Here is a 19048-nt window from a genome sequence, read left to right as displayed (position 1 = left end):
GTCCCCACGCCTCCAGATGCGTCAGTCAGCGCGTTTCTCCATCGATTCCAGCGCATTGGCGAGGCGCTGTTCCTCGCCGTAGTAGCGGGCACGATCCCAAAAATGCGGACGGCCAATGCCGGTCGACACATGCTCGCCCAGCAGCCTGCCGTTCGAGTCCTCGCCCTTGATGTTATAGAGCACGAGATCCTGCGTGATGATGACGTCGCCTTCCATGCCGATCACCTCGGTGATGTGGGTGATGCGGCGCGACCCGTCGCGAAGGCGTGCTGCCTGGATGATGACATCGATGGAGCCGACGACGATTTCGCGCACGGTCTTCTGCGGCAGTGAATAGCCGCCCATGGCAATCATCGATTCGATACGGTTCAGACATTCGCGCGGGCTGTTGGAGTGGATCGTTCCCATCGAACCGTCATGGCCGGTGTTCATCGCCTGCAGCAGGTCGAAAACCTCCGGTCCGCGCACTTCGCCGACGATGATGCGTTCGGGCCGCATGCGCAGGCAGTTCTTGACTAGGTCGCGCATGGTCACCTCGCCTTCGCCCTCGAGATTGGGCGGGCGGGTTTCGAGACGCACCACATGCGGCTGCTGCAGTTGCAGCTCGGCCGAGTCCTCGCAGGTGATGACGCGTTCCTCGCGGTCGATATAGTTGGTCAGGCAGTTGAGCAGCGTCGTCTTGCCGGAGCCGGTACCGCCGGAGATGACGATGTTGCAGCGGACGCGGCCGATGATCTTGAGGATTTCGGCGCCCTGCGGCGAGATGGCGCCGAACTTGACCAGCTGATCGAGCGTCAGCTTGTCCTTCTTGAACTTGCGGATGGTGAGCGCTGTGCCGTCGATGGACAGCGGCGGGGCGATGACGTTGACGCGGGAACCGTCGGGTAGGCGGGCGTCGCAGATCGGGCTCGATTCGTCGACGCGGCGGCCAACCTGGCTGACGATGCGCTGGCAGATGTTGAGCAGTTGCTGATTGTCGCGGAAGCGGATGCCGGTCTGTTCGACCTTGCCGTTGACTTCGATGTAGACGTTCTTGGAGCCATTGACCATGATATCGGCGATATCATCGCGGGCAAGCAACGGCTCCAGCGGGCCGTAGCCCAGCACGTCGTTGCAGATGTCTTCGAGCAGCTCTTCCTGCTCGGCAATCGACATTGCGAAATTTTTGATGGCGATGATGTCGTTGACGATATCGCGGATTTCCTCGCGCGCGCTCTCGGGATCGAGCTTGGCGAGCTGCGACAGGTCGATGGTGTCGATAAGCGCGGAGAAGACCTGACTCTTGGTGTCGTAGTAGGTCTCACTGCGTTCGCGCTGGACCTTTCTTGCCGGCTCCGGCGCCATCGGCGGCGCCTCAACAGCACGGCGAGCGGGCGGCATTGCCGGCGCAGCAGACGGCGACGCTGCGGCGGGCCGGGAAAGAACGGCCGTGTCCGCAGGCTTTGCAGCCACCGGCGCCGCGGGCGGCGGTGCTGGCTGACGGAATTCCGGGATGGACCGGCTGCCGTCGTCGGAGCCTCTTTTACCAAACATGATCGACTACCAATTCCGCTTGAGAAGCGTCATTTCTTGTTACGCGAGAGCTTGCCGAGCAGGCCGCCAAGGCCTGCCTTCTTCTTGGCCTTGATTTCGCTGCGACCGGTCAGCACATGCGCGATTTCATTGATCATCCCGACGACCGGGCTCTTGGCATCCATCTCGCCCAGCATGCGGCCGTTGTTGGAGGCGTTTCCAAACAGCAACGGGTCGAAGGCGATCACCGACATCGGCGTGATGCCGAGCGGCTCGGCGAAGTCGGAAGCTGATATTTCGGGTCGTTTCGGCACCCCGGCCTGATTGATGATGAGCTTCGGCGGCGCATCGTTCGGGCGAAGCCGCGTCAGCATATCGACCATATTCTTAGTGTTGCGCAGATTGGCCAGTTCCGGTGTCGCCGTGATGACGATCTCGTCGGCCTTCATCAGCGTGTTCTTGGTCCAGCCGGTCCAGACATGGGGGACGTCGAGCACCAGCAGCGGCACGCTGCGCTGCGCGGTGTCGATGAGTTGTGTGAAGGCCTCGGGATCAAAGTCGTAGACCCGCTCCAGGGTGGAGGGCGCGGCGAGCAACGACAGATGCTCGGCGCACTGGGCAAGCAACCGGTCGAGATAGACCTCGTCGACGCGTTCGGGTGAAAACACGGCCTCGGCTATGCCTTGCGCCGGGTCCTGGTCGAAATTGATGTTGGCCGTCCCGAAAGCCAGGTCGAGATCGGCGACGACCACTTCCGACTTGAACAGTGATGACATCGCCCACGCCACATTGTGGGCGATGGTCGAGGAGCCGACGCCGCCCTTGGCGCCGATGAAGGCAATCGAACGGCCGATCGGCTCGGCCTCCGGATCGACGAAGATCGACGACACCACGGAGACGACATCGGCCATCGACACCGGCGCGATGACATATTCGGAAATACCGAAGCGGATGAGTTCGCGGTAAAGCCCGACATCGTTGTAGTGGCCTATCACCACGACTTTCGAGGAGGGATCGCAATATTCGGAAAGCTGGGCAAGCTGCTCCAGCAATTGCTTTGGTTCGCTGCGCGATTCCAGCAGGATCAGGTTCGGCGTGGGCGCCGACTGGTAGAATTCGATCGCCGTGGCGATGCCGCCCATATGCACTTTCAGATGCGCCTTCGCCATGCGGCGGTCTTCGCCGGCCCGCTCCACCGGATGCGCGACACCTTCGGTCTCGCAAAATGCCTGTATCGAAATACGCGGGACCGGCCGCAGAGCCTGCATCGCGGCAATATCTGATTGCGAGCTGTCGCCGCCGTCTACGGGCGCGTCGTAGGCAAGATTGCTCATCGTCATGCTCTTTCCGTGACTTCTCTTTCCGGTCTCTACGCGGGACTGGCGCTCCTAGTACGTCACTTCCGAATTGCTGAGGAACTCGTCCGAAATACCCCTACCGCGATAGACGTCGATCACCGCACCGCGGTTCTCGGCGTCGATATCAGTCGACTTTCTTGGCCCCAGCAGATCGGCCGGATTGGCGAGCTGCGCGGCGAGGTTGTTCTGAGACGAGCAGCCGTAATCGGCGTAGTGCTTGTTTTCCGAGGTCTCGAACAAGTCCTCGGGCCAGCGCCCGCATTTGTCGGTCTGGGCTCTCACCGAAATATAGGAGACGCGGATAGGCGCCGAGGCTTCCGGGGAAACCGACTGATAGGAGGTAACGACGATCCGGTTTCGCTTGATGCCGCTGGCAACCGCCAGCCTGGCGAAATCGCGTGCCGCGGCAGTCGCTGCCACCTCGTTGGCCGAGCCGATCGGGGTTGCGATCGTCAGCGCCGGGGCAGCGCTCTTGTCGTAGCCGTCGAGGAAGCCGAGAAGCGTATCGCGCTGCGAGCCGGTCATGCCGCGATCACCGGCGCCGACCGGAAGGTCGATCTTCTGGTTCTTCTCGGCAATGACGATTGGATGCGTGGTGCGATAGTCATCGGGAATTGCCCCAACCGTGATGCTGTCGCGCTTGGCGCAACCGGCGAGCGTGGCCGCGATCGCGATCGCCAGGATCGGCATTGCCGATCGGCGGATCCGGGCACGACCGGACCGCATTGTTGCGGCAACCGCCATTGCCTTCGATGCTGACTGAGACATGTCCGCTCCCCGCTTACTTGTAGATGAAGCCAACAACGCCGTGGTAGCGGCCGTTGGGCTTGTCGGTCTGCATGGTGCCGTAGACGCGGTTGACGCGGCCAAGGAACATGGCCGGGCCATCGCCGGCGGCATTGAAATTGTCGTCCGGCTTGGCCAGGTCGTTGCGCGCCACCGGCCGCGCCAGATAGGGCGTGATGATGATGACCAGCTCGCTTTCGTTGCGGACGAAATCGCGGCTGCGGAAGAGCGTGCCGAGCACTGGGATCTTGGCCAGGCCGGGCAGACCCGATACGGCCTGGCGGACGTCGTCGCGAACCAGGCCGGCGATCATCATCGAGCCGCCTGACGGCAATTCGACGGTGGTGTCGGCAAGCCTCTTGCGGATCGACAAAATCGTCATGCCGGGTAAAGTGATACTCGCTCTACTACCCCCTCCTTCGAGGGTCGTCCCACCTTCCGTAGTCGGCTCCGAGACGGATGTCCTGACCTTGAGGCTGATGCGGCCCGCCGACAGGACCACCGGCTGGAATTCGAGACCGATGCCATATTCGAGCTTTTCATTGGTATAGGTAGTCTGGCCGGTCTGGTTCTCGGAAGAGACATTGCTTGTTCGCGCAGTGACGATATTGAACTCGCCGCCAACCTTGAACGTTGCCTTCTCGCCCGAAACCGCCGTCAGGGTCGGTTCGGCAAGCGTCTTCATCACGCCGCTTTGTTCCATAGCGTTGATGTAGGCTTGGATACCGTTTCCGAGGCCGTCCCCCAACAGTAAGCCGGAAGTCTGCGCGATCGGCTTGCCCAATCCGAAAGACGGTGAACTCGATGCGCCGTAGGAGATGCCATTAGAGCTGCCGCTGCCAATCATATTGACGCCGAGCTGCTTCATCACCGAGCGGCTGACTTCGGCCACGGTCACCTTCAGCGTCACCTGGTCGTCGCCGATGATCTGCAGCAGGTTGACGATCTTCGAGACCCGGCGCTCGGCATCCGGATTGTTAATGTCGACGCCGCCATTGGCATTACCACCGGCCGCGGTCTGCGAGTACTGGCCGGTCGTCGCTTCACCGCCGGACACGAAGATGGTTGCCAGATCGACGGCGCGCTTGGCATCTAGCGGCGTATCCACCGTGCCGGTCAGGACGACGTTGTCGTTCAGCAATTCGACTTTGATCTCGGCGTTCGGAAGGAAGCGCTTGAGGTAGTCCTCCAATCCGGCGACGTCGCGTTCGACGGCCAGATCAAGGCTGACGATCTGCTCGCCATTGGGACCGAAGACGAAGATGTTGGTTTCGCCCACTGCCTTGCCGAACAGATAGATGCGCCTTGCCGTGCGCGTCACCGCATCGGCGACCGCGGGGTTGGCGACAAGGATGTCGTAGGCGTCGCTTGGCAGGTCGATGACCACCGATTTGTTGAGGCCGAGCTTGACGCGTTGCGTGGCCGTCGAAGCGGTGACCCCGGCGCTCTTGCCGGCGGCCTTGGCCTCGAGGAGGCCACTTGCATGGACTCCGAGGAAAAGCAGGCCGATTGCCGCAGCCATGGTGACCGGCAGTTTAGCGATTAACCTCATTTCCTTGCCCCTACTTCGGAAACTTCGCCCGATTTGATCAACCGCACCGTTCCGCGCCGCCCATTGCCGGAAACGAGATAGTCGGCCTCATCCGTATGTTTTTCCTGATTGTCGGTGATCGAGCGCAGTGCCAGCGTCAGGCGATCGGCCATCTGCTGGGCGACAGTGATGATCTCGGCCTGCTGCGGCGTCAGCTCCAGCGTCGCCGTCTGTCCGACCCTGGTCTTCTTGCCTTCCTCGTCCTCCTGGATGGTCTGGTCGATCGCCAGGACCCGGATGTTCTTGAGGATGGTTTCTGTGGTGAATCCGCTGCCGGCGTTGCCGGTGTCGGATCTGCGGGTCATGATGACGTCGACAAAATCGTTGGGCAGGATAAAGCCGCCTGCCGACGTATCGGCCGAGATCGCCGTGGCGACGGCCCGCATGCCGCTGGGCAGGATCGACGACATGAAGCTCTGCCCCTCGCCGATCAGCTTGGAGCGCCGCAACGGCTCGCCGGTGTACATCGCGACGCGGGCAACAGAGCCTTTCAGCTTCTCCAGCGCGTCGGGTTCGACGGCGCGGGTGATGAAATTCGCGTTGATCCCTTCGGCCGGCCAGGACTCCCAGCTGATGTTGTTCTCAAGCGGACTGCCCATGGCGACGTCGCCGGAAAGCACGAGCACATCCTGCAAGGCGATTGCAGGCGCCTGAGGCGCGTCGACGACGACCTGTTGGGGCGGCGAGACCGCCACCATGTTCTTTGCAACGTAACCTGCACCACCCGCCGCAGCCACCGCCACGCCCAGAATGATCAGTCGGGATGCTGGCATCTGTCCGAACCCTCGCCTTTAGGCAAACCACCTATCCAGGCCGGACTTTGCAGCGGCAATCGTCAAAACAAGGTTAATGTAATGCTTACGATCGTGATTAATTTAAGGTTTACATAAATTGGACACATCCAACGCTGCGACAACAAAAAGGCGGCCAAGCCGCCTCTTTTCATCGATGCCGGAGCGGCAAAGAGGTTCGCTGTATCAGGTCGCCAGCCTTGCCAATGCCCATACCATCAAAGGTGAATCCGGATAGGTCAGCAGCCCGCCAATGCCGAGTGCAATGCCGTAGGGAACGCCAGTCGTGTCGTCGGCGAAATGGCGCAGGAACGGATTGTGGCTGGTGTAAGTCGCCAGCGGCGATTTCCGATAGAGAAGGATGGCGAGCGTCAGCAGGCCACCAATGAACGTCGAGATCACCAGATACTCGACAAGGTGAGGGTTGAACCCCATCCAGACGGCGGTGCCGGCGAGCAGCTTGGCGTCGCCGCCCCCCATGCCGCCAAGCGCAAACAGACCGAACGTCACGGCCAGCACCAGGGCGCCGGCAGCGAAATGCCAGCCATAGGTTGCCCAGTCCATACCCGTCAGCGGCGCAACCAGGGCAAACACAGCCAGCAGCAACACCGGTACGCGGTTGGCGATCGTCATCGACAGCATGTCGGAGATCGCGGCAAAGAGCATGCAGAAGGGAAAGACGACGAAGATCAGGGCTTCAAGCATCGGCGCGGCGCCTTGGTCAAATTGTATCGGACTTCAGCCTAGACAGGTTCGATTAACGATTGATGAGGCAGCGATCTCAAATTCACAGGTGTCGCCTGCGAATTGCGGATTCAGATCCTGCGCATCGCACAAATGAAACAAGGGCCGCAAAGAGCGGCCCTTGTTCCCAAACAATCACTGATCCGTAAGTATTACGGAGCATTGCCGGTCGAGACGGCTTCGGCGATGTCGTTGAACTTTACGCCCAGGGCGTTGCCGAGCGAACCAGCACCGACCATGATGGCAAGCGCGATGAGAGCGGCGATCAGACCGTATTCGATAGCGGTCGCGCCGGACTCGTCCTTCACGAAACGTGCGATGAGATTAGACATTCGAGAGCTCCTACTCCACGTGTTACAGCACTTCCGTCAACTTCTGTGGTGGTTGATCGGATGGTGCCAATCTAGGGAGAAGCTCTTTCAATCGGCTTAATAAACAGCCTTACCGATTCCTTTCGCGCCTCGAACAGCTTGCGTGGTTAACCGTAAACTAAACGCCGGACAGCGGCTCGCCTGCCAATGAAAAGGCCGCGAAAGCTGGAACTTCGCGGCTATCGGCAGGACACTCTTTATATTAGCCAGTGGCAAAATACGCGCCGATATCCCTGGCCCGGTCACCGGCTTAACCGTTGGTTCACCAATCTCGTTCATGTTCCGTTGAACAAGTTGCCGCCGTGGAGCGCCTCGATGACCGTCATGAAATCGTCATTCCTGCTTGCCGCGCTTCTCGCCGTCCCGGCTTTTGTGCTACCGGCCAAGGCCGGAGCCGGCATCGAAGTGACGATGAACCAGGCCAAGATCGTCAAACTGACACGCCCGGCCGACACCATCGTGGTCGGCAATCCGGCGATTGCCGACGCCTCCGTCCAGGATGCATCGACGATCGTGCTAACGGGCAAGGGGTTCGGCGTCACCAATCTGGTTGTCCTCGACCAGGAGGGCAGCCCAATCATCGACGAGCAGGTGACGGTGGTGCGCCAGGACGCGTCGTCGGTGCGTATCTACAGGCGCGCTTCGGTACAGACCATGTCCTGCACGCCTTATTGCGAGAGCTCGTTCAAGAGCGAGTCGGAGAAGGCCTCCGAAGCCGAAATGAGCGCCGGCCAGTAAGCGCCTGGGCTGCTCAGTTCCCCGAAATGTCGCTTCGGTTATCGGCCGGTTAATGCCTTTCCGTCGAATTTAACGGTCATCCAAACCGGACCTCAATGGGTTCTCGCTAATGTTGCTGACGGTACCGCATCAGGATCGGCAGGGACGTGACATGGGCGACGTTTTGGACGGGCGTTTGGACGAGGATTCAGGACGCGAGATCGCGAACGGCAAGTCTGGACGCGTAACGTTTACCCGCCGCTTCCTTGGCGATCGTCGCGGCAGCACGGCGATGGAATTCGCCATGCTGGCGATCCCGTTTGCGCTTCTCGTCTTCGCCATCCTCGAGAGCTGCATTTCATTTGCCGGACAGGAGGTGATGGCCAACATCACCGACGACGTCGCCCGCCAGGTGCGCACCGGCCAGTTGAAGCCGGCCGACCTGACCGGAACCAAGCTCCGGGACCTCATCTGCACCAGACTGGAGATCATGGTCGCCAAGACCTGCCCCGGACTGCTGGTGGATCTGCGCGAATATCCGACCTTTGCCGATGCCGCCACGGCTGGCTTCAAGATCGTCAATGGCGAGATCGTGCTGACGCAAGGCACCAATTCGATGAGCTTCGCCGTGACGCCGGGCCTGGCGGAAACGAAGAACATGCTGCGGGTCTTCTACAAATGGCCGGTCATGACCGATTTCATGGCCAAATCGATGGCCAATCTGAAAGACGGCAACACGCTGCATTTCGCATCGGTGACCTGGCAGAACGAACCGTTCGACGACTGAGAACGCAGCGTTATTTTGGCTTAAAGGGAAACAGGCATGTATCGTGCGGGGGCACATCAGGGATTTTCGAGTGTCTGGGCAAGAGCGGTGCGATTCTGCTCGGATCGCCGCGGCGTCGCGGCCATCGAGTTCGCCTTCATCGTGCCTGTGCTCCTGGTCATGTATTTCGTGACCATGGAGGCCTCGCAGGCCATCGAGACCAGCAAGAAGGTCAGCCGCATCGGCTCCATGGTTGCGGATCTCGTGACGCAGCAGACGTCGGTCACGCAAGCAGACGTCGATGCGATCATGAAGATCGGCACCTCGACCCTGCAGCCCTACAACCGCTCAACGCCGAACATCATCGTCACGGCGATACAGATGACGGACGAGGCCTCGCCCACGGCAAAAGTAGTGTGGTCGCGCAAGGTGGTGAATGGCACCTATTCCGCCGACGCTAAGAAGGACGATCCAACCACGGTGCCCACTACGCTTAAGATCAGGAACACTTTCCTTATCCGTGTCGAAAGCCAGCTCGGCTACCAGCCCATCATCGCATGGGACGTCGACAATGCGAAACGGGTTGGCTTGACTAGCTCCTTCTTCAGCACCATCAACATGGGCGAGACCTACTATCTCAGGCCGCGCCGGGTTCTGACGCTGCCCTGCAGCGACTGCTGAGCCCCGGATCTATTGGCCGCTGCTCTCCGACAGCAGGCGCACGATGGCTGTTGCCATCGCATAGTCGCCGGCGGCGGCTGATATGAAGCCGCCGGAATGTTTCGCTTCCACGAAATCGTAGACTTCCGGCGATTGCGATCGGAGATTGGTGAGGAAGACGGTCAGCCGGCGCTTGGCTTCGGGATCGAGATCGCTGCGGACGGCGTGGGGGCCGTATCGCAGCACATCGGAGGTCCAGATGATCTGGAGCGCGGTTTTTGGAATTCCCGCCGCCTCCAGCCGCGCCGCCGTGCCGTCCGGATCAGCCGGCTGATCGCCGGCAATTGCCGTCCGGTTTTCCGCCGCGGCCCGCTCCCAGCCGAACACGGCATCGGCCTGGCCATCGACCAGCATCGCTTCGGCAGCGGCGGCCGAGCCGGCATGAGTGAGGAATGGCGCATCCTGGCTGATCTTGATGCCATCGGCGGCCAGCCCGGCGAGCGGCAGAAGAGAACCGCCGACATTATCGGAAGGCGCCATGGCGATGCGGTGCGTTTGCATGGCTGCAAGATCGGGAAGCTTGCTGTCGCGCGTCAAAAGCACGGAGCGGATGCCGGTGGCGCCGTCGGCATCGACCGGCGCCACCAGAGGTTCGACGCAGCCGCAGCGCTCCAAGGCGGTGGCGTAGGCGGTCGCCGAATAGACCGCGTACTGAATCCGGGCAGTGGCCTGTGCCTCGATCAGCGCCGCATAGTCATGCGCGACGACAAATTCCACCTTCATGCCGAGCGCCTTGCCGTAGGCGTCTGTCAGCAAGGCCAGACCCGGAACCGTGTTGCCTGCGCCCGGCTCGGCAACGATGCCGATCCGAAACGTCCCGATCTGGTCGCGCCAGTCGGCGTGCACGGCCTGCGGCAAGGCCAGCAACGCCACGCTGGTCGCCAATGCCCTCCAACCCGGCCCTATGGCGAGATCCGCCCGTGTCATCGTTTCATGCCTCGTACCGCCGTCCTCGAAGCGCGCCGCATGTCGCAAGGATGCGTACACCCGCGCCTGCCCGCCGTTGCGACTATTGCGCCAAGCCGTTGCTGCCTGGTTTCCGATTTGCCAATGCAGCGACGGGACCTTATGTCTGGTCACCCAGACTGGCAATGACGGCACCGATGGCGCGCGCTTTCCTCTTCGTTCTCGATTCTTTCGGCATTGGCGGCGCGGCCGATGCCGAACGCTATGGCGACGCCGGGTCGAACACATTCGGACATATCGCCCAGGCCTGCGCGGAACGCCGCGCCGATCGCGAAGGCCTGCGCAAGGGACCGCTTCTGGTGCCCAACATGGTTTCACTCGGTCTAGCCCGCGCCGCGCACACTGCGACCGGCTTCCGGTTCGACAGCACGGCCGACGCTGTTTCGGCCTCCGCCTTCCACGGCGCCGCGCAGGAGATCTCGAGCGGCAAGGATACGCCATCGGGCCACTGGGAAATCGCCGGCCTGCCTGTGCGCTTCGACTGGGGCTATTTCCCCGATACGGTGCCCGCCTTCCCTGCCGAACTGACCGAAGCGATGATCCGCGAAGGCAACGTGCCGGGCATTCTCGGCAATTGCCATGCGCCAGGTACTGAGATTATCGAGCGATTCGGCGAAGAGCACATCCGCACCGGCAAGCCGATCTGCTACACCTCGGTCGATTCCGTCCTGCAGATTGCGGCGCACGAGGTTCATTTCGGCCTGGAGCGGCTCTATGAGTTCTGCAAGACGGTGCGCCGGCTGGTCGACCCGCTGAAAATCGGCAGGGTGATCGCACGGCCTTTCCTTGGCGAAACATCGGTCACCTTCGAGCGCACCTATAACCGCCATGACTACGCCGTGCCGCCGCCCGAGCCGACGTTGCTCGACCGGCTGACCGGGCGCGGCAGCCGGGTGATCGCGGTCGGCAAGATCGGCGACATCTTCGCCCACCGCGGCATCTCGGAAGTGCGCAAGGCGCCCGGCAACATGGCAATGTTCGATAAGGCGCTGGGCGCGATGGACGATGCCGGCGACGGCGACCTGGTGTTCGCCAATTTCGTCGACTTCGACACCGAGTTCGGCCACCGCCGCGACGTCGCCGGCTATGCGGCGGCGCTCGAAGCCTTCGACCGCCGGCTGCCCGAAGCGCTGGTGAAACTGAAGCCGGGCGATCTGCTGATCCTCACCGCCGACCACGGCAACGACCCGACATGGCGCGGCACCGACCACACGCGTGAACGCATTCCGGTCATCGGCACCGCACCGGGTCTCACCGGCGGCGACATTGGGCTCAGGACGACCTTCGCGGATATCGGTGAAACCGTGGCCGAACACCTCGCGCTGGGGCAAGGCCGACACGGTACCTCCTTCCATGCGACGATAGGCGGCCATGCCCGAGCTGCCTGAGGTCGAAACGGTCCGGCGCGGCCTTCAGCCGGTTCTGGAAGGCGCGCGCATCGTGCGCGTCGAGGCACGCCGGCCCGATCTCAGATTTCCGTTTCCGGCGAAATTTGCGCAGCGGCTGACCGGCAAGACCATCACCGCGCTTGGCCGCCGCGCCAAATATCTGACCATACATCTGGACGGCGGCCCGGTTCTGATCTGCCATCTCGGCATGTCGGGCTCGTTCCGTATCGAAACCGCTGATGAGACGCCAGGCAAGTTCCATCACGAGCGCTCGAAGGATGCCAAGCACGACCATGTCGTGTTCCACCTCGTGTCGCCAGCCGCCGTCCAATCTCGTGTGGTCTTCAACGACCCGCGCCGCTTCGGCTTCATGCTGTTTGCGGAAGGATTGGCCGACGCGCACCCGATGCTGGCGGGACTGGGCATCGAGCCGACCGGCAACGCGCTGGACGGCGCCCTGCTCGCCTCGCTGCTGAAGGGCCGCAGATCGCCGTTGAAGGCGGCGCTGCTCGACCAGAAGCTGATCGCCGGGCTCGGCAACATTTATGTGTCGGAGGCGCTGTGGCGCGCCAGCCTGTCGCCATTGCGCGAGGCAGGCACTATCGCCGGGACCGGCAAGAAGGCCAAGGAACAGAGCGAACGGCTGGCCGAGGCAATCCGTTCGGTCATCGCCGATGCGATCGCCGCCGGCGGGTCGTCGCTGCGCGACTATGTGCACACAGACGGGTCGCTGGGCTATTTCCAGCATTCCTTCGCGGTCTACGATCGCGAGGGTGAGCCCTGCCCGACGCCCGGCTGCCGCGGCCACATCGAGCGCGTCGTGCAAAGCGGCCGCTCGACCTTCTATTGCCGGACCTGTCAGCGGTGAGCTAGAGCGGCTCACCGTTTCACGGAAACGGCGACCCGTTCTAGCTATTGTTTTGACGCAATTCCGGACGGAAAACCGCTCACACTTTTCCTGGAATTGCTCTAGACCGATCCCTTCAATGCCGGAACGAGGAGGCCAGCCCATGAGCTATGAAACCATCATCGTGGAGACGCGCGGCAAGGTCGGCCTGATCACGCTGAACCGGCCCAAGGCGCTCAACGCGCTGAATACCCAGGTGCTGGCGGACATATTGGTGGCAGCAAAGGGGTTCGATGCCGATCCGGGCATCGGCGCCATGGTCATCACCGGTTCCGAGAAAGCCTTTGCGGCGGGCGCCGACATCAAGGAAATGCAGACCATCGCCTACGCCGACGCCTATGTGCAGGATCTTTTCGTCGGCTGGGAGGAATTCACACGCACGCGCAAGCCGATGATCGCGGCGGTCGCCGGCTATGCGCTGGGCGGCGGCTGTGAGCTGGCGATGATGTGCGATTTCATCATTGCCGCCGACACCTCAAAATTCGGCCAGCCCGAAATAACGCTCGGCGTCATTCCCGGCATGGGCGGATCGCAACGGCTCACCCGCTTCGTCGGCAAGTCGAAGGCGATGGACATGTGCCTGACCGGACGGATGATGGATGCCGCGGAGGCCGAGCGGAGCGGCCTGGCGTCGCGCGTCGTGCCGGCTGGGGAACTGGTCGACGAAGCGCTGAAGGCCGCAGCCAGGATCGCTGAATTTTCGCTGCCCTCGGTGATGATGGCCAAGGAGGCCGTCAACCGCGCCTACGAGACGACGCTGGCCGAGGGGTTACGCTTCGAACGCCGGCTGTTTCACTCGCTGTTTGCGCTCGACGACCAGAAGGAAGGCATGGCGGCCTTTGCAGAGAAACGGAAGCCGAATTTCACCAACCGCTAGCGTCAACGCGTTAGAGCATGATGCCGCGACAAACGGTTTCCGTTCGTCCGAGAAAAACGGCTTCACACCTTTCGGCATCAGGCTCTGGCGGCGGAGGCCAAAAAGAAGCCAAAGCGGCGTTGACGTGCCGGGAAAGCTGAACTATAAGCCGCTCCAACCGAGGCGGCCGTTGGCTGCCCGTTTGTTTTTTGCGCCCTGCGGCATCCCGCATGCGCTCACCAGATCAGAAGAGAGGCACCATGGCCAATACCTCCTCGGCCAAAAAGGCAACGCGCAAGATCGCCCGCCGCGCAGCGATCAACAAGAACCGCCGCTCGCGCGTGCGTACCTATGTCCGCCAGGTCGAAGAGGCACTGGCTGCCGGCGACAAGGCAGCCGCGCTGGAAGCCTTCAAGACCGCAGAGCCGGAATTGATGCGCGCCGCGACCAAGGGCGTGATCCACAAGAATACGGCATCGCGCAAGGTGTCGCGTCTGGCACACCGCCTCAAGGTGCTGTCGGCCTGATCGACCGTTCCTGAACTGTCGTTCTTTCAAACCCGGCCGATCGCGCCGGGTTTTTTCGTTTGCCGGCAAGCACTTAAAAAAGAACGCCCGCAAAGCGCGCCCGGCCCGCATTCCAGAGTTCGGAATGCTTTGCCGGCACATACACTCCCACTGATATTCCAATCCGTCGAAACGGCCCGCGCCAATAAATTTGACTGTCACAAATTACTAATATTTTTCAATGGCTTGCAGTCGGTGATCCACAGCTTGTTCACATCGCCTGTGGGCGACAGGCGGCAAGTTGGTGTCAAGCGAATTATTTCAGAAAATTTCAAACCGCACAGCCATTTTCATATTCGCGGCAAAAGGGTTTGAATCACAATGGCTTTGTCAAAATCTACGGTTCCAGGACGGGACCCGAACCCTTCATCAGTAACCAGATTCCTTAAAAATCCGTTAGACGTGGCCTTGCCCTATCCACAGCGATTTCGGTAATGTCGATCTATCGAAAGGGACGGGCCATTAGCCCATAACCCAGCCTGAATCGGCCAGCTCACAGTGGCAGAATTCATGACGCGGATCAATTCCGCGAACGGGTATGGTTTGTCTGTTCGATGCGGTAGGGGACTGGCGTAATTTGTACATGGCAGGTCGATGGCGCACCGGCGTTTTCGCTGGGTGGTGTCGCTTTGCCCGAACATGTCAGACGGACTGGCTTTAAGCAGCCAGGATCGATCCCTTGCTGACGAGGCAACGTCATTCGCCGGCGGCGGTGGTGGTGTTGTAGCGAAGATACGGTCGTCGGAAACATGGGTGCAGGAGGCGCATCCCCGGCGGAAAAAAGGTACAGAAGAACAAGGGACGCACAATCATGCAGAGCGGCATCGAGCGGGAGCTTACGGGCGACCTGCCATTTCCTGGAACATTGGTCGGAGCGCACGACATGGCGGCTTCCAGCGACGCGGAACAGAAGTTCGACCGGGTCAAGGCCCAGTTGAAGGCGCGTCTGGGAACCGAGGTCTATTCGAGCTGGTTCGGGCGGATGAAGGTGGCGGAGGCTTCCCGGGGCATTGTACGCATCTCTGTGCCCACGGCCTTCCTGCGCTCGTGGATCAATGGTCACTATCTCGATCTCATCGCCGATCTGTGGAAGCACGAAGATCCCGAGGTCCTGAAAATCGAGATCGTCGTGCGCACCGCGACCCGTCCGGCCCGCAATGGCGTCGAGCCCGAAGCCGTGCCTGCGCGCAAGATGACCAAGCAGACTCAAACGGCATTGGCGGCCGGCACGGCGGGTCCAGGCCGGGTGGAGCGGGCGCCCGCCCCTCGCCCCGGCACGCCGATCGAGGCCGAGTTCCGGCACAATGTGCTGGGGTCGCCGCTCGACCCGCGCTACACGTTTGGCTCCTTTATTGAAGGCCCGTCGAACCGGGTGGCCTTCGCTGCCGCCAAAGCCGTGGCGGAATCGCAGTCGAGCGCGGTTCGCTTCAATCCGCTGTTCCTCCATGCCACCGTCGGCCTCGGCAAGACCCACCTTTTGCAGGCTATCGCGGCCGAGTCGCTGAAGCAGAATCCGAAATCGCGCGTCGTCTACCTCACGGCCGAATATTTCATGTGGCGCTTCGCCACCGCGATCCGCGATAACAATGCGCTGACGCTGAAGGAACAGCTGCGCGACATCGACCTGTTGATCATCGACGACATGCAGTTCCTGCAGGGCAAGTCGATCCAGCATGAATTCTGCCATCTCATCAACATGCTGCTCGACAGCGCCAAGCAGGTGGTGGTTGCAGCCGACAGGCCGCCGTCGGAACTGGAATCGCTGGAGCCGCGCGTGCGCTCGCGCCTCAATGGCGGTGTCGCGCTCGAAATGTCGGCGCCGGATTTCGCCATGCGCATCGGCATGCTCAAGCTGCGGCTTGCCACAGCCAAGGTCGACGATGCGTCGCTCAATATTTCGGAGGAGATCCTCAACCATGTCGCCCGCACCGTGACCGGCAGCGGGCGTGAACTGGAAGGCGCGTTCAACCAGCTGCTGTTCCGTCAGTCATTCGAGCCGGCGATCACCATCGACCGCATCGACGAAATCCTCGGCCACATCTATCGCTCAGGCGAGCCGAAGCGGGTGCGCATCGAGGACATCCAGCGCATTGTGGCGCGCCATTACAATGTGTCGAAGACCGAACTTCTGTCCAACCGGCGCACGCGCACCATCGTCAAGCCGCGGCAGGTCGCCATGTACCTGTCGAAGGTGATGACGCCGCGTTCGCTGCCGGAGATCGGCAGGCGTTTCGGCGGTCGCGATCACACCACGGTGCTGCATGCCGTGCGAAAGATCGAGGACCTTTCCGGCGTCGACAATACGCTGGCGCAGGAGCTGGAACTGTTGCGCAGGCTGATCAACGACCAGGCCTGAGCGGCGAGGCAAACAGAGCGCGCCGGGTTTAGAGTATTCGGTCGGCGCGCTTTAAATTTCTTGTTTTGATGCATGTCGTTGTCCCAAAACCGCTGCGCACTTTTGGGCGACATGCATAGGTTGGCGGCCATTGCCCGCTTTATCCCCAGAAAGCCCGCGTAACCGGCGCGAACCGGTGGCGCGGGCTTGCGTTTAACCGCTTTTTCCTGTCAGTTTGCATAGATTCTGAGCCTGTTCAGACCTTTCGCGGGGCGCCGCCCACTGGTGACCCGTTCATTCATTCAAGCGAGCCTGTTTCGTCATGCGTGTTATCCTGGAACGGTCAAATCTCCTGAAGTCGCTCAACCATGTTCATCGCGTGGTCGAACGGCGCAACACCATACCGATCCTGTCGAACGTGCTGCTCAGCGCCGAGGGCGCCAGCCTTGAAATGAAAGCCACCGACCTCGACCTCGAAGTGACCGAAGCGACACCCGCCAAGGTCGAGCGCGGCGGGGCGACGACGGTTCCGGCGCACCTGCTCTACGACATCGTGCGCAAACTGGCCGACGGCGCCGAGGTGATGCTGAAGACCGACGAGGACGGCAATGCCATGACGGTGACGTCGGGGCGCTCGAGCTTTCGTCTGCAATGCCTGCCGCAGTCCGATTTCCCCGAGCTTTCGGCCGGGTCGTTCTCACATATCTTCCGCCTCGATTCCGTCGCCTTGAGAGGCCTGATCGAGAAGACGCAGTTCGCCATCTCCACCGAGGAGACGCGCTACTATCTGAACGGCATCTACCTGCACACGCATGAGACCGGCGGCAAGCTGAAGCTGCGCTCCGTTGCAACCGACGGCCACCGCCTGGCGCGCGCAGAGATCGACGCCCCGGCGGGTTCCGAAGGCATGCCGGGCATCATCATTCCGCGCAAGACGGTCAGTGAGCTGCAGAAGCTGGTTGATGATCCGGATGTCGCTGTCACCACCGAATTGTCCGACACCAAGATCCGCTTCACCATCGGCAGCGTGGTTTTGACCTCGAAGCTGATCGACGGCACCTTCCCGGACTATCAGCGGGTCATTCCGACCGGCAACGACAAGAAGCTGATCATTGATCGCCAGAGTTTTGCCGCCGCCGTCGACCGTGTCTCGACCATTTCCTCCGAACGCGGCCGCGCAGTGAAGCTTTCAATCACCGAGGGCCAGGTGACGCTTGCTGTCAACAATCCGGATTCGGGCAGCGCCACCGAGGAGCTGGCCGCCGACTATTCGTCCGACCCGATCGAGATCGGCTTCAACGCCAAATATCTGCTCGACGTCGCCGCCCAGTTGACCGGCACGGAAGCGAAATTCATGCTGGCCGATGCCGGTTCGCCGACACTGATCCACGACATGGCCGACGAAACCGCGCTCTACGTGCTGATGCCGATGCGGGTGTAGCCGCGCTGCGGCAAACCTTCGGCGTGACGGCTGAGGCGACTTCTACAGGCGGATAGCGGTTGCCCCAGCAAAGCCATATAAGTAAGCTTACACTTACGAACTTCCGCAACTATGCGGCGTTGTCGATCGGCTTTTCTCCGGGCGCCGTGGTGTTTTCCGGCGACAATGGCGCTGGCAAGACCAATCTGCTGGAAGCCATCTCCCTGCTGACGCCGGGCCGCGGCCTGCGCCGCGCGCCCTATGCCGACGTGGCCCGCGAGAGCGGCGATGGCGGCTTTGCGCTGCATGCAAGGCTCGACGGACCGGAGGGCCAGGTCGAGATCGGCACCGGAATCACCGGGGGCGAAGCGGCCGGTGAGGGCGGCCGCAAGGTGCGCATCAATGGCGCGCCGGCGCGTTCGGCCGATGCCATGCTCGAATGGCTGCGCGTCGTCTGGCTGACGCCGGCCATGGACGGCCTGTTCCCGGGACCTGCCGCCGACCGCCGCCGCTTTCTCGACCGGATGGTGCTGGCGATCGATCCCGGCCACGGCCAGCGCGCGCTCGACTATGAGAAGGCGATGCGCGGGCGTAACCGATTGCTTACGGAAGGCTCGCGCGACAGCGCCTGGTTCGATGCCATCGAGATGCAGATGGCCGAGACCGGCGTGGCGATTGCCGCGGCGCGCGCCGAACTGGTGCGCCTGCTCGCCGCCATGATCGACAGGCTGCCCAGCAGCGGGCCGTTTCCGCAGGCCGACATCAGCCTGTTCGGCGACCTGGAAAGCGATGTGGCCTCTTCGCCAGCGGTCGACGTCGAGGAACGCTATCGCGCCGCCCTCGCCGAAGGCCGCGAGCGCGACCGCGCTGCCGGACGCACACTGGACGGCCCGCACCGTTCGGATCTTCTCGTGCGCCACCGCCCCAAGGCGATGCCGGCCGAACTCTGCTCGACCGGCGAGCAGAAGGCGCTGCTGGTCGGCATCGTGCTGTCGCATGCGAGGCTGACCGGCGAGATGTCGGGGATGACGCCGATCCTGCTGCTCGACGAGATCGCCGCCCATCTCGACGCCGGCCGGCGCGCCGCACTGTTCTCGATCCTGGAAGAGCTGAACTGCCAGGCCTTCATGACCGGAACCGACGCCTCGCTGTTTTCCAGCCTTAGAGGACGCGCGCAATTCCTCACGGTCGACCACGGCACGGTTGGGCCAACCGAAGCCCCCTGACAAGATTTTCCTCTCACTATATGGTCCG

The 19048-nt window shown here is 61.9% G+C and carries 18 protein-coding genes; 10 read left to right on the top strand and 8 right to left on the bottom strand.

The window, feature by feature from the left end:
* Positions 1-21 precede the first annotated feature (21 nt).
* The 7 genes from AC1D1N_RS19605 to AC1D1N_RS19575 all read right to left on the bottom strand — a co-directional run bounded on the left by AC1D1N_RS19605 (position 22) and on the right by AC1D1N_RS19575 (position 7114).
* The gene (locus tag AC1D1N_RS19605; RefSeq protein WP_436257977.1) at positions 22-1533 is read right to left on the bottom strand and encodes a TadA family conjugal transfer-associated ATPase; all 1512 of its coding nucleotides are present in this window, start codon (positions 1531-1533) and stop codon (positions 22-24) included.
* 29 nt (positions 1534-1562) lie between these two features.
* On the bottom strand, positions 1563-2846 hold the full coding sequence (locus AC1D1N_RS19600; protein ID WP_436257976.1) for a CpaE/TadZ family protein: 1284 nt from the start codon (positions 2844-2846) through the stop codon (positions 1563-1565).
* A gap of 54 nt (positions 2847-2900) precedes the next feature.
* The gene (locus AC1D1N_RS19595) at positions 2901-3638 is read right to left on the bottom strand and encodes a CpaD family pilus assembly protein (RefSeq protein ID WP_477350459.1); all 738 of its coding nucleotides are present in this window, start codon (positions 3636-3638) and stop codon (positions 2901-2903) included.
* Between the two features lie 13 nt (positions 3639-3651).
* On the bottom strand, positions 3652-5208 hold the full coding sequence (locus tag AC1D1N_RS19590; RefSeq protein WP_477350457.1) for a type II and III secretion system protein family protein: 1557 nt from the start codon (positions 5206-5208) through the stop codon (positions 3652-3654).
* Positions 5205-6020, bottom strand: a complete 816-nt coding sequence (gene cpaB / locus AC1D1N_RS19585) for a Flp pilus assembly protein CpaB (RefSeq protein ID WP_436257973.1) — start codon at positions 6018-6020, stop codon at positions 5205-5207. Before cpaB ends, AC1D1N_RS19590 begins: the two co-directional genes overlap by 4 nt.
* 204 nt (positions 6021-6224) lie before the next feature.
* Positions 6225-6743, bottom strand: coding sequence for an A24 family peptidase (locus AC1D1N_RS19580; RefSeq protein ID WP_112560528.1), 519 nt, complete (start codon positions 6741-6743; stop codon positions 6225-6227).
* A 191-nt stretch (positions 6744-6934) separates the two neighbouring features.
* Positions 6935-7114 carry a Flp family type IVb pilin gene (locus AC1D1N_RS19575; RefSeq protein ID WP_112560529.1) on the bottom strand — a complete coding sequence of 60 codons (180 nt, stop codon included), beginning with the start codon at positions 7112-7114 and terminating at the stop codon, positions 6935-6937.
* Between the two features lie 354 nt (positions 7115-7468).
* Here AC1D1N_RS19575 and AC1D1N_RS19570 point away from each other — a divergent pair, with 354 nt between their 5' ends.
* From AC1D1N_RS19570 to AC1D1N_RS19560, 3 genes are all read left to right on the top strand, one after another.
* On the top strand, positions 7469-7891 hold the full coding sequence (locus tag AC1D1N_RS19570) for a pilus assembly protein N-terminal domain-containing protein (RefSeq protein WP_477350455.1): 423 nt from the start codon (positions 7469-7471) through the stop codon (positions 7889-7891).
* Between the two features lie 151 nt (positions 7892-8042).
* Positions 8043-8657 carry a TadE/TadG family type IV pilus assembly protein gene (locus tag AC1D1N_RS19565; RefSeq protein WP_477350453.1) on the top strand — a complete coding sequence of 205 codons (615 nt, stop codon included), beginning with the start codon at positions 8043-8045 and terminating at the stop codon, positions 8655-8657.
* A 36-nt stretch (positions 8658-8693) separates the two neighbouring features.
* Positions 8694-9317 carry a TadE/TadG family type IV pilus assembly protein gene (locus AC1D1N_RS19560; protein ID WP_477350451.1) on the top strand — a complete coding sequence of 208 codons (624 nt, stop codon included), beginning with the start codon at positions 8694-8696 and terminating at the stop codon, positions 9315-9317.
* A gap of 9 nt (positions 9318-9326) precedes the next feature.
* Here AC1D1N_RS19560 and AC1D1N_RS19555 read toward each other — a convergent pair whose 3' ends face one another.
* Positions 9327-10283, bottom strand: coding sequence for a phosphate/phosphite/phosphonate ABC transporter substrate-binding protein (locus AC1D1N_RS19555; protein ID WP_477350449.1), 957 nt, complete (start codon positions 10281-10283; stop codon positions 9327-9329).
* 176 nt (positions 10284-10459) lie between these two features.
* On the opposite strand from AC1D1N_RS19555, the gene AC1D1N_RS19550 reads away from it, so the two are divergent.
* From AC1D1N_RS19550 to recF, 7 genes are all read left to right on the top strand, one after another.
* A complete protein-coding gene (locus tag AC1D1N_RS19550) occupies positions 10460-11710 on the top strand; it encodes a phosphopentomutase (RefSeq protein WP_477350447.1) in 1251 nt (416 codons plus the stop codon).
* Entirely contained in the window at positions 11694-12578 is an 885-nt protein-coding gene (mutM, locus tag AC1D1N_RS19545) for a bifunctional DNA-formamidopyrimidine glycosylase/DNA-(apurinic or apyrimidinic site) lyase (protein ID WP_477350445.1), read from the top strand. Before AC1D1N_RS19550 ends, mutM begins: the two co-directional genes overlap by 17 nt.
* 142 nt (positions 12579-12720) lie before the next feature.
* Entirely contained in the window at positions 12721-13494 is a 774-nt protein-coding gene (locus AC1D1N_RS19540) for an enoyl-CoA hydratase (protein ID WP_477350443.1), read from the top strand.
* Between the two features lie 239 nt (positions 13495-13733).
* Complete coding sequence (gene rpsT / locus AC1D1N_RS19535) at positions 13734-14000, top strand: 30S ribosomal protein S20 (protein WP_023681995.1); 267 nt, start codon at positions 13734-13736, stop codon at positions 13998-14000.
* 850 nt (positions 14001-14850) lie between these two features.
* A complete protein-coding gene (gene dnaA / locus AC1D1N_RS19530) occupies positions 14851-16395 on the top strand; it encodes a chromosomal replication initiator protein DnaA (protein ID WP_142868389.1) in 1545 nt (514 codons plus the stop codon).
* A gap of 301 nt (positions 16396-16696) precedes the next feature.
* On the top strand, positions 16697-17815 hold the full coding sequence (gene dnaN, locus AC1D1N_RS19525) for a DNA polymerase III subunit beta (RefSeq protein WP_023669575.1): 1119 nt from the start codon (positions 16697-16699) through the stop codon (positions 17813-17815).
* A 59-nt stretch (positions 17816-17874) separates the two neighbouring features.
* Positions 17875-19020 carry a DNA replication/repair protein RecF gene (recF, locus tag AC1D1N_RS19520; protein ID WP_436257965.1) on the top strand — a complete coding sequence of 382 codons (1146 nt, stop codon included), beginning with the start codon at positions 17875-17877 and terminating at the stop codon, positions 19018-19020.
* The last annotated feature ends 28 nt before the right edge of the window (positions 19021-19048 follow it).

It is taken from the genome of Mesorhizobium sp. P2_B5, from assembly GCF_056404775.1.
The sequence above is the reverse complement of the archived record's forward strand: the minus strand, read 5'-3'. Positions and strand labels throughout refer to the sequence as shown.